The organism is Flavobacterium gyeonganense (genome assembly GCF_029625295.1).
Lineage (GTDB): Bacteria > Bacteroidota > Bacteroidia > Flavobacteriales > Flavobacteriaceae > Flavobacterium > Flavobacterium gyeonganense.
This window is the reverse complement of record NZ_CP121112.1, coordinates 5,028,520-5,040,436: the sequence shown is the minus strand read 5'-3', so window position 1 is coordinate 5,040,436 and position 11,917 is coordinate 5,028,520. Positions and strand designations below refer to the sequence as shown.

7 protein-coding genes are annotated in these 11,917 nt (G+C 33.1%); all 7 read right to left on the bottom strand.

Going from position 1 to position 11,917, the window contains the following annotated elements:
* Window positions 1-77: 77 nt before the first annotated feature.
* Complete coding sequence (locus P5P89_RS21345) at window positions 78-1,259, bottom strand: tail fiber protein (protein WP_278010136.1); 1,182 nt, start codon at window positions 1,257-1,259, stop codon at window positions 78-80.
* A gap of 117 nt (window positions 1,260-1,376) precedes the next feature.
* On the bottom strand, window positions 1,377-1,742 hold the full coding sequence (locus P5P89_RS21340; RefSeq protein ID WP_278010135.1) for an HIT family protein: 366 nt from the start codon (window positions 1,740-1,742) through the stop codon (window positions 1,377-1,379).
* A 263-nt stretch (window positions 1,743-2,005) separates the two neighbouring features.
* Window positions 2,006-4,339, bottom strand: coding sequence for a TonB-dependent siderophore receptor (locus P5P89_RS21335; RefSeq protein WP_278010134.1), 2,334 nt, complete (start codon window positions 4,337-4,339; stop codon window positions 2,006-2,008).
* A 240-nt stretch (window positions 4,340-4,579) separates the two neighbouring features.
* Window positions 4,580-5,305 (bottom strand): hypothetical protein, encoded by a 726-nt coding sequence (locus P5P89_RS21330; RefSeq protein WP_223683254.1) that lies wholly within the window; start codon window positions 5,303-5,305, stop codon window positions 4,580-4,582.
* A gap of 387 nt (window positions 5,306-5,692) precedes the next feature.
* A complete protein-coding gene (locus tag P5P89_RS21325; protein WP_278010133.1) occupies window positions 5,693-8,104 on the bottom strand; it encodes a TonB-dependent receptor in 2,412 nt (803 codons plus the stop codon).
* 217 nt (window positions 8,105-8,321) lie between these two features.
* Complete coding sequence (locus tag P5P89_RS21320) at window positions 8,322-10,673, bottom strand: TonB-dependent receptor (RefSeq protein ID WP_278010132.1); 2,352 nt, start codon at window positions 10,671-10,673, stop codon at window positions 8,322-8,324.
* Between the two features lie 48 nt (window positions 10,674-10,721).
* Complete coding sequence (locus tag P5P89_RS21315) at window positions 10,722-11,879, bottom strand: PepSY-associated TM helix domain-containing protein (RefSeq protein WP_278010131.1); 1,158 nt, start codon at window positions 11,877-11,879, stop codon at window positions 10,722-10,724.
* Between the last annotated feature and the right edge of the window lie 38 nt (window positions 11,880-11,917).

The window sequence follows — 11,917 nt, the reverse complement described above, 5'->3', positions numbered from 1 at the left end:
CAGCACCAAATCTTTTAAAGTTTCAATTTCTTTTGATTGGGCTTCAATTTTTTTATTTTGCTCAATTGAATAAAGTGTCAGTTCCTCAATTTTTTCAACAAACTCATATTCATTTCTGCCAGCATTAAGCCATTTTTTTCAATTTCCTTGGCCGATGGAATTTCAGGCAAATGACTATTCTTTTTGATGTAATCTTCAACTTCCTGTAAAGTTTTAAGCTTATAATCATCTCTAAACACATAATCCGGCGCAGGGACTGATAAATCAATTTTTACCTCTTCTGCATGTATTTTTCCTTTTACAGTAAGTTTTTCATCTGGAGCTATTGTACCAATGCCTACATTTCCAAATTTCCCTGCATTGTAGCTTTTAATCACCATTGCAGCATCTGAAAGTCCAACTGATGAAGTGTCATTTCCATTTGCCAGACAAAAAAACAAATCCTGTCGATACCATCCTGCAGCATTTGGAGCAGATATTATAGCTGATTTTGTAAAATCAGGGTTTCCTCCCAGATGTATTTCGGTCGGAAATGCTGCAGGATTTCCATTGGCTATTTTTAATGTAGTATTTGCGTTGCTGTATATTTCTAATTTTTTTGTTGGATTTGTTGTTCCAATACCAACATTTCCATTTGACTTTTTAATAAATAAATTTGCCCCTTGTCCTGGGCCATCTTGATTATATAGAAAGAAATCATTACTTGCATTTGTAGTTAAATTCCATTTGAGTGTACCATTATCAGCAAATTGAATATTTCCCGAACCAACAGTAGACCCTGTGTTATTGTTTAGTAATATCCCAACTTGTGAAACTGGATCGTAATCTATTTGTAATTTACCTATTGGTGAACTTGTACCGATACCAACATTTCCAATATCAGAAATACGAATTCTCTCTATTCCATCAGTTGAAAATCCTAAAAAACCTCCTGATACACTACCTCCTCTATAAAAAGAGATAAAACCATTATTTTCATTTTCCAGATATTTTAATCCTATCCTAAAAGATTCTAAATAAGGAACTGTATTAAATGTCTTTGTGTACAATGAAAAAGGAAATTCATTTGCATTTGCAAGAATAGCTCCATATGAATTATCTCCGTTATTGATATGTAGTTTAGCAGTAGGATTATTTGTTCCTATTCCAATGTCATTATTCCACGAAGAGCCTTGTATTGTACCGCTTGGGGTATAAATTTGTGCATTAATTGATGAAGTTAAAATAAAAAATAATAAAATTGTAAGTCTGGTTAACATAGTATCTTTATTTAATATTATTTGATTTTGATTTTTTCTAAAGCCTTGATAATTTCTTTATGAAAATTGCGAATCGTTACATTTTTTTGCATTAAAAGTTTGACTGTTTTGTAGAAATTACAAATTCGCTTTAATTTTATCTATAACAACATTATATTCAGCATCAGATAAATAAGTTTTTTGTGGGTTCATTTCAAAAACACTTCCAAATCCGTAACCGTCTTTGTATTTAGGAACAATGTGTATGTGTAAGTGAGATAAGGTGTCACTAAAAGCACCGTAATTGATTTTATCAGGATTAAAAGTCTTCGCAATAGCTTTTGCAGTTGTTGCGACATCTTCCATGAATAAATTACGTTGCTCATCGCTCAATTCATAAAATTCAACAGCATGATCTTTATACACTACATTTAAGCGGCCTGTGTAGGACTGTTCTTTAAAAAGGAAAAGCTGGGATACTTTTAAATCGGCAACTTTTATCATTAACTTGTGTAAGGTTTCGTTATTTTGACAGTAAAGGCATTCTGAAACAGGACTAGGCATTTTTTATTAAATTAAAGGTTTATAATAATTGAAAGAACTTTCTGCAAAAATACCTTTAATACCGAGTTATGCAAAAGATATTTTTGAATGGATTGTATTATTTAAATAGGAGGGAGGGATACATTAAAAAAGAAAAACTTTTTCTGCTTTTCAAATTGAAAGAGGCAGAAAAAGTTTTAGTAAAGTTAAAACCTGATTTTAGGCTATAGTTTGTATTTTAAGCTCACCATTACCTGACGAGGAGCAATTGGGTTTGTGCTATAATTTTCGTGTACGGTATAGTTTAACTCATCTGTTAGATTAGATAATTTACATAAAAGAGATACTTTTTTCCATTCGTAGCCTACAGATGCGTCAATTGTAGCGTAACCTTCTAAAGGTATGTCACGATCTCTGATCGTAATTGTATATTTAGGATCATTTGGATTAGTAGGTGCTGGTTTAATTTCTGTCCATAAGTAATCATCATTCCAGCCTCCTGTACGGTCTCCAACATAATTAGCAATTGCGCCAAAAGAAAGTCCTTTTAATAATCCGTAAGGTAATTTATAGAAAAAACTCAAATTTGCTGTGTGCTTAGGAGTTCTGGCTAAAATATCACCTACCACAAGGCTTCCGTTTGTTCCTGATGACTTTGAAACTTTAGTTTCATTAAAGCTATATCCTCCCATAATATTTAAACCTTCAACAGGTCTTGCTGTAATATCAATTTCAATACCTTTTCCTTTTGTTGCCCCTACTAATTCTTTGAAATTACTGTTTGCATTTTGAGTAATACCATCAGCTAGAAATTGTGCAGTTTGAGCCAAATTGTTATTCTCAATCATATACGCCGTCACATTCGTACTTAAATCTCCTTTCCAGAAATCTTTCTTTATTCCTACTTCATACTGATCAATTATAGAAGGATCTAAAGCTTCACCATTAACAGTAGTTCCGGTATTGGGTGTGAATGAATTTGAATAGCTGGCAAATAATGACATGTCTTTGTTTGGCTGAACAACGAGTCCTGCTTTTGGAGAAAAGGCTCTGTTTAATGCTTTGGCTGCAGCTACAGGCACTGCATTTTCATATTTAATTTTAATTTCATTTACGCCCTGATCATTTTTTGCAATTGTTTCTTTGGTTGTAGTAGCTTCACTTTCCTGCCATGACCAACGAACTCCCGCTAAAACTTTAATATAATCTGTGATCGAAATTAAATCTTGTGCAAAGGCACCAAAACGTTTGGTATCTGTAGTTATAAGTTGTGTTATCCTGTTATTGAAAGGTACATTAAGACTTTGATTGTTATAATCGTAGTTTAAAATATTTATTGCTTTTGATTCTGTAGTTATAAGATCAGCAGGTTTTGCAGAATCATAAAAACCAAAAGTATAATTTGGAGCTGTAGAATATTCATAGTCAACCCCGGTAAATATTTGATGTTTAATTATTCCGGTATTAAAGATTCCCTGAAGATTCAATTGGTCTCCAAATATATTTTCTCCGGCATCAGCTTTTGTTAAACCTCTTTTCCACAGAACTTCTTTTTCACCAGTTGAACTATTTGTAGAATAGGCTAAATTAGACAGTTGTGCTGTTGATGTCTGAGTTCGTCTATATGACTGAAAAGAAGAATTAAAACCTAATTTCCAATTATCATTAAAGCTGTGATTAAGAATTAATGACACACTTGAAGACTTCGTATTTCCGGTTGACCAAAGTGCTCCGAAAAACTGATTGCGTGGTAAATCTAAAATTTCTTTTCCAACAATTCCGGTTCCAAAATCAGGAGTCCAGTCGGCACTTAGATAATCTCCTTGTAATGTAATATGAGTTTTTTCCGTAAGATTGAATAAGAGCGAAGGATTAAAATAAATACGGTCGTTTTTCACATAATCCCTAAAGCTTTCCGAATTTTCGTAAGAAGCATTAATACGATAAGCGATTGATTTATTTAAGGGACCGTAAAAATCGATCGATGGTTTGTAAAAAGCATAACTTCCCATTTGCATGGATAATTCACCGCCTTCTGTAAATTTTGGTGTCTTGGTAACTAAGTTTAAGATTCCTCCTGGTGTAACATTTCCAAATAATAATGCTGATCCCCCTTTTAAAAATTCTACTCTTTCTAAACCTGATACATCAGGAATAGATCCTGTATTGTAGCGAAATCCATTTTTAAACATATTATTGGTATCCATCGTATAACCTCTTGACCAAAAAGATTCCTGTGCACCACCACGGGCTGAACCTACATAAACGCCATTAGCATTTTTTATAACGTCACTTAAACGAATAGCCTGCTGTTGTTCGATAACTTCACTTCCAACAATCTGAACACTTTGTGGTAAATCCATTACCTTAATTCCTGAGCGAGCTGCAGAAATTGGTTTTTTAGGTTTATTTGCAGTAATCTTAACTTCATTGAGAACTTCACCCTTTTTGTTTTTTACAGTATCATTAATAGCAGATGCAGTATCGTTATTTGAATAATCCTGACTATAAGCAGCAAAACTTAGAAATGATAAACTGAAAAGTAAAATATATTTCATGGTGTTTATTTAGAATAATTTAAAATAATTTTTTGCAAATATAGAAGGTAAGTTTATTATTTAAAAGTTTATTTAGATTAATTATTTTTAATTTTACAACTATCTGTTTGTTAATTATTTACTAAGTTTTTTTAGGATATTTTTAAAATAATGTAAGTAAAATTTTATGTAATAATAATGTTTAAACAAAAAAAGCCCTTTTCGGGATTGAAAAAGGCTTAATACAATTAAATTTTAAATTTATTTTACGGCAATTAAATAAGTTGCCATTTTCCAGATTTCATCGTATTTTTTTCCGTTGTGTTCACCGGTCGTTTTTTCAGTATAAGCAAATTCTACCATGTAATTTCCAGACCAGATTGGCGTAAAAGAGATTTCTCCTTTATCATTTGTCCATAATTCTTTTTCCCAGCCATTTGGGGCAATCACTTTTACTTTTTGCTTTTTGGCAGATGCACCTTCGTACAAAGCAAATACGTTGATGTTAGCATTTTTCTTAGCTATATCAGCATTTTCACTAAATAGTCCAATTATATTATTATTTGCTGTAGCATAATTACCTGAAGTTTTGTTTCCTACTACAACTGTAGCACTTGAGTTATAATCTAAAACCATAGTTCCGTAAACATCTTTTACTTTATGGTGCATTACAATGGTGTAAACCCCGTCTTCATCAGGAGTGAAAAATGCCTGATATTTATTATCCAATGCTTTAGAAGTTAATTTTGTTTCTTTTTTTGAAGGTGAAACTAAAACTAAAGTAAAGTCTTTTAAATCAGAAAACCATTTGTCTGCTTTAGTAATATCGTTATCTGCGAATTCTCCAAAATAGATAGATATTTCCTGAGCTTTGCCTTTTGTACCAATAGCTTTTGTTTCGATCCATAAAGCGTGAGCAAATAAGGAAGGTGTTGCTATAAGCATCAGCAATAAGAGAGTTAATTTTTTAATTGAATTTGATTTCATAGTACAATCTGTTTATGTTGGGAAATTTATATTTCACAAACTTAATATTTATTTAGAATAATTAAAAACAATTATTTGTGTTTTTAGTCATTTAACTTTTATAGAATCTTCTGAATAAATCAAAAATGTTTATCATGTTATATGGTGAACATTCGCCAAATTCAAAACATTATTTTGGTTTGTGAGCCGTTATCGATGAATAGCTGAAAAAAAAGCAATGAATTCATTGACATTTGAGTAATAGCAGAAGATGCAAATCCTTAAATTATGCAATAGATAAATTGTTTTTATAAACTGTAGCAGAAAAAAAGTTTTCATCACTTTAGATTAAAAATTAAAGGGAGCTAATTTTAAAATCAGCTCCCTTTTGAATTAATCAGATGTTTTTTAGAGTTTATAGCTAAAACTAGCCACAAGATTTCTTGGTTTTTGAGGATTTACAGTACCCCATCCACCATTAAAATATTGTTTGTTGGCAATATTATTTAGGTTTAGAGCTACTCTCAATTTGTTTGTTGCGTAAAAAACAGATCCGTTTATAACAGCATAGGATGGGAGTATAAATTTACCGAGTATATCACTATTTACGATTGCATTTTCACTCGCATAATTTCCTCCAAAACCTAAACCAAAATCTCTCAGGGTTCCAGAGTTAAATTTATAGGTTGCCCAAAGGTTTAGTAAGTTTTCAGGTCCTGAATAGGTTGGTCTTTTACCTTCTTCCAGCCAAACATTATCTGTGTCCCCTTTTGTAACTTTACTATCGTTATAGCTATATCCTGCAATTACATTCAACCCTTTCGCTGGTGACGCATTCAAATCAAATTCAAATCCTTTGCTTCGGGCTTCTCCTCCCTGAACACTATAATTGAAATTACTTGTTACCAGATTCGCAACATTTATATCATAAAAACTTACAGTTGCATGTAATTTATCTGCTAAAAGATTTGCTTTTATACCAAATTCTAACTGATTAGCGTGCTCTGGTTCAAAAGTCTGAGGATCAGATGGGTTATTATTGTTTGGTGCGACATTTTTGAAACCATTCATGTAATTGGCAAATAAGGCTAACTTGTCTTCAATTGGCTGATATACTAATCCAAATTTTGGAGATAATGCCGTTTGATTATAATCATCTTTGTCGTTAGTAATGTCAGCTTCATTATCAAAATAATCTATACGCAAACTTGCCATTGCAATCAATTTAGAGGTTATATTAATTACATCAGAAGCATAAATGCTATACGCACTGTTTCTTAAATTATCATTGCTGGTTCCGGTAGTTGATAGTAATTTATCTACAGATGAACTAGTTAGATAATATGGATTGTTATCATCATATTGTCTGATTTCTCCCTGAGGCGTAACTTTGTAAACGCCATTCCATCCCGTGCCTCCGTACATTAAATTTTTTTGAAAATAATCAAGTCCGATTACAATTCTATTGCGCATTTTTCCAATTTTGAAATCGCCTGTGAAATTTTGCTGAATATCAGTTGTGGTCGTGAAAGAATTCTCTTTTGTAATGTAAATAGAAAAATCTCCCTGTCCATCTTCATTATCGGAAAGATAAGAGTAATATCCTTTAGATTTTGTCGAACTTTTTGATAGTACTGTTTGTGAAGTCCATTGTTCCGATATTTTATAATTCATCTGGGCCTGCAAATTGTATTTAGGGTTTTTTACAGACAAATCATTGTTGGTAAAAGATAACTTTGTGTTATAATTTAATTCTTCGATATTGGCAAATTGCAAGTATTTGCTTCTTCCTAAAAATAACATTGCAGGAGTTGTTTTTTCTTCCTGCATAAATTCGGTATTAATCAGGAAAGATAATTTTTCATTAACCTTATAAGACAGGACAGGAGCTAAAAAATAGGAAGTACGGAAACCGGCATCCTGAAAACTGTTTTCTGTTTGATAGGCGGTATTAACTCTGAGTAAAACATTATCAGATTCATCTACAACAGTGTTGACATCGGCAGCAACCCTGTTAAGTCCAAAACTTCCTGCCAGATAAGATACTTCTGCACCAAAACCGGAAAAAGGGGTTTTGGTTACTGTATTGATAAGCCCTCCATAGCAAATAAGACTACTTCCGAATAAAGTTCCGGACGGCCCTTTTATCACTTCGATTCTTTCAATATTAGCAGGGTCTAAAGTACCATTTGTTAATCCAGGTAATCCATTTACAATATTTGCTTGTAGTTGAAACCCTCGCAATGAATAAAAAGATCCGCCATTTCCGGCACTACCTGTAGATTCCCATAATTTTTGAATTCCGGGAACATTTTTCAGCGCATCATCGAAATTAGTTATAGCTTGTTCTTTTAGTAAATCAGCTGATACTACATTATAAACTTGTGGATTTTCAATGTTTTTAAGAGGCATTTTGGAAACATAATTACTTTGCTTTGGGAAAAGTTTTGCTCTGTTACTATATATGGTTACTTCCTTTAGTTCCTTATTCGAAACTTTCAATTGAAAATCAACAGAGGATGTTTTATTTTCTGAAACAGTTATTTCTTGTTCTAACGTTTCGTATCCAGTCAACGATACCTGTAATGTATACGTATTTGCCTTTATTTTCTTGAATTCAAAAAAACCATCGTCATTGGTTAAAGTACCATATTTTGTATTTTTAAGAACTATGTTTATACCAGCTGCGGGTTCTCCATCTGATGTAGTTATAGTTCCTTTTAGTTTTCCACTATTTTGTGAAAAAGAGTTGGTGGTTGAAATTAAGAATATACAGATTATAAAAATAAAATGCAGCATTCTTTGGTTAAGATGGTTCATTTTTTTGGGTATTATAGGTAATTATTACAAATCTAAAAATTTAATAATACAAAAATGAATTATTGACTTATACCTCCATCTTTAGTTGTTCTCATGTATGTTTTTATAAGAAAAAAACCTCAAGATGGAAATCCAAATTGAGGCGTAGTTGTAAAAAACAAATAGATTTAAACTGATAGGTATATTAAACCTATTCAGATTTTTTAGTTGGTAAAAATTAAAGCTTTAATGTTATATTAGCAGCAACATTTCTTGGGTTTAAAGGATTGTTATTGATTCCCCACATTTCATCATTAAGAAGGTTATTAACTTTTAATCCTAAACGCCATTTTGGCTGGTCATAAAATACGGTTCCGTCTACAAGGGTATAGGATGGAATGGTTAGCTGGCCATATTGGTTATCACTATAGGCTTCGCCTACATAATTGAAACCTCCTCCAAGACCAAAATTTTTAAGAAAACCATTACTGGCTTTATAACTGATCCAGAAATTGACAAAATTTGCGGGTAGCGGGCTCTCAGTTACTGTACTAGTTGCATCGCTCAATATATATTGATAATCATTAAATCCGCATCCGGCTACAATATTTAGTCCTCTTACAGGTGTTGCTGTTATATCAACTTCTACTCCTTTGCTTCGCTGTTTTCCATCCTGTCTGGTAAAACCCTGAGCATCTGTACGGGTGGCATTGCTCAGGTCAATATTATAATAACTAATAGTTGCGCTCAAACGGTTTTGAAGGAGTTCTGACTTAAGTCCAACTTCCCATTGATTTCCATTTGAAGGCTTAAAATTTTCCGTATTCCCATCAGGCTGTTTGAAGGGACTGTTATTTTGAAAGCCGTTCATATAATTGGCAAACAAACTCAATTGATCTTTGAGAGGCTGATAGACTATACCCAGTTTTGGAGACAGGGCTGTTTGGTTATAGCCACCGATATAGTCACCTCCCAAAGTAGAAGTTCCTTTGTTGTCGAATCGATCAACACGCAAACTAAGCATTACCAATAATTTATCGGTAAGATTAGAAACGTTTGATACATAAGCTCCGTAAGTGTTCCCTTTTGTAATTTGAGTTCCCCTAAAGAGCCCTTCTCTAACTGCTTTCGCTTTTTCTAAAGAAAATGGTGAATAGGGCTGATTTATATCAATTACATCTGAATATTCCGAACCACCTACATAGCCAGTGGCTTCAGAATTAGTAGAGTAAAGATCGAGACCAAACAATATGCGGTTTTTTATGGAACCTATATTAAATTCTCCGTTAAAATTTTGTTGGAATTGAAAATCCCTGCTATCTGTAAGTGAACTTGAGGCAGTTCGGGTTATCGTTGAATTATCTGTCCAGCTTGCAATCATTGCCATAAATTCATCTTCAAAACCATGGCTCAAAGACGAGATAGTTGTTGATTTCCATTTGTCTGATATCTTGTATTCTGCTTTGACGAGAACATTTGTTCCTCCGCCAGCATTTACAGGATCATTACTGTTAATTGACTGATCATAACGTAAAGGAATCTGATTGATATTTGTAAATGTTGTACCAGAAAAATCGCTAATAGGAAGGAGAGTAGATTTTGCCTGTAGATATTCTGTCTGCAAACTAAGTGTCAGGCGTTCATCAACTTTGTAAGTAAGGGAAGGCGCTATAACAAAACGTTTTAAAAATCCCCAATCCATAAAAGTTTTTTCGTCATGATAAGCTGTGTTTACTCTGAATAATATTGTTTTTTCTTTATTCAGAGGCATATTAATATCTGCAGAGATTCGGTTTAAGCCATAGCTGCCCAGAGTATAATCTATCTGTGCCATTTTATTTTCCGTTGGCTGTTTTGCAACTAAATTAATCAGTCCTCCAAAAGAAATCAGGCTTGATCCAAATAAAGTCGATGAAGGTCCTTTTATAGCTTCAGATCTTTCTACAACAACCGGATCAATACCATTCCATCCCTGAGAAGCAACTCCGTTACGAAGACGGACACCTGTCCAAAAGCCACGCATAATTGTATACGTAAAACCATTTGAATAATTACCGTGTCCTACTGCTGCACCCGGTATGTTTCGCAATGACTGTTTATAATCTGTAATAATCTGTTCAGCCATCAATTCTTTGGTTACTAAACTGTATACCTGAGGATTTTCTAAATTTTTGATAGGCATTCTGGCTACAGATTCTGTTTTTTTAGAGGTCCATTTATTATTGTTATTAATAACAACTTCTTTTAATTCCTTGTTAGAAACCTTTAGTTGTAAACTTAACGAAGCTGTTTCATTTTGAGAAACTGTTACTTCTTGTTCTAAGGTTTCATAACCCGTCAATGAAACTTGTAATGTATAATCATTCGGCCTAACTCTGTTGAATTCAAATTCGCCATTTTCATTGGTAACTGTAGTGTACTTGGAATTTTTAAGAATAATGTTGACACCCGGAGCAGCATCTCCATCAGATGTAGCTATAGTTCCTTTTATTTTTCCATGATTTTGTTGTGCAAAAGCACTAAAAGAGAAAAGTAAAAATGAATAAATTGTCAATAAAAAACAGAGTATTCGTTTATTAGAATTTTTCATATTATTTTAATTGGTTAATGATGAAGTATAAAACTAGTAGCTATAATGTTAATTAAGCTGATGTTTTCTTTTCTTATTGTTTCGTCCCCACCAGATATAGAATCCGGTTATCGGAAGGCTGGCACAAATCAGGCTGGCAATAAAAGCTAATATTTTTCCGGGGAATCCTAAAATGCTTCCTACATGCAGATCATAATTGATGAATCTAAACTTCTCTCCATTATTTTTATCATTGTAAGTTGTTGTTTTCAGAACTTTGGCGGTATATTGGTCAAATTGAATGGCGACATCGTCAAAGCGGCTTTCGTGTTTGGTAAAGGTTCCAACAATTGCCAATGAATCATTAACTTTAGGAATGAAGAGGAAATAGCTCTTGGCATCGGGCTGTAATTGTTTTATAGTACTGTAAATTTTATCCACAGGTCTTTTATGCGTATAATAAAGGGTATCTGACTCGATGACTTTATTTTCTTTTTCAATAGTTTGGCCACCGTTAAATAGCCATTGTACTCCTTTGTCATAACACTCAAAAGCCCAGACTAATCCGGTAAGTGCTATGATTAAAGCAAATATCATCGCGTAAAATCCCAATATGTTATGCAAATCATAATTTTTACGTTTCCATTTGGTGCTATCTTTCCAACGAAACCAAAAACGTTGTTTGGCTGCACTTTTGTTTTTTGGCCACCAAAGCACCAACCCTGTGAACAATGAAATAATGAATATTATGGTCGCGGTTCCCACGATTGGATCGCCTATCTTGCTGTTAAAACACAGCGTTTGGTGCAGCATTCGTACAAAAACAAAAAACTCAAAGTTGTATTCTTCAAGTTTTTTCACACTTCCGGTATAGGGATCCAAATAGACGTAAGTGCTTTGATAATGATTCCAGTACCAAATGGCATCTTTATCCAGTTCTTCAAAAAACCATATCATTACGGTACGTTTATCATCATTTATTACTTTGCATCCCGAAAGCGTTTGTTTAGGATTGTTTTTGTTGGCTTCTTTTGCAATTTCTATTAACCGGCTAACAGGTAGTTTTTTACCTTTTACCTGGTCTGCATAATAATAGTCATGAACGATAGGGCGTAATTCTTCTTCAAAAACATATAGACAACCCGTAATACCTAGTATGACCACAATTAACCCTGATGACAATCCCAGCCATAAATGTACTTTTTTTATAAAGTTTTTAAATGTCATGTTTAGTAATGTTATAACAGTTTCAATAAAAACTGCCG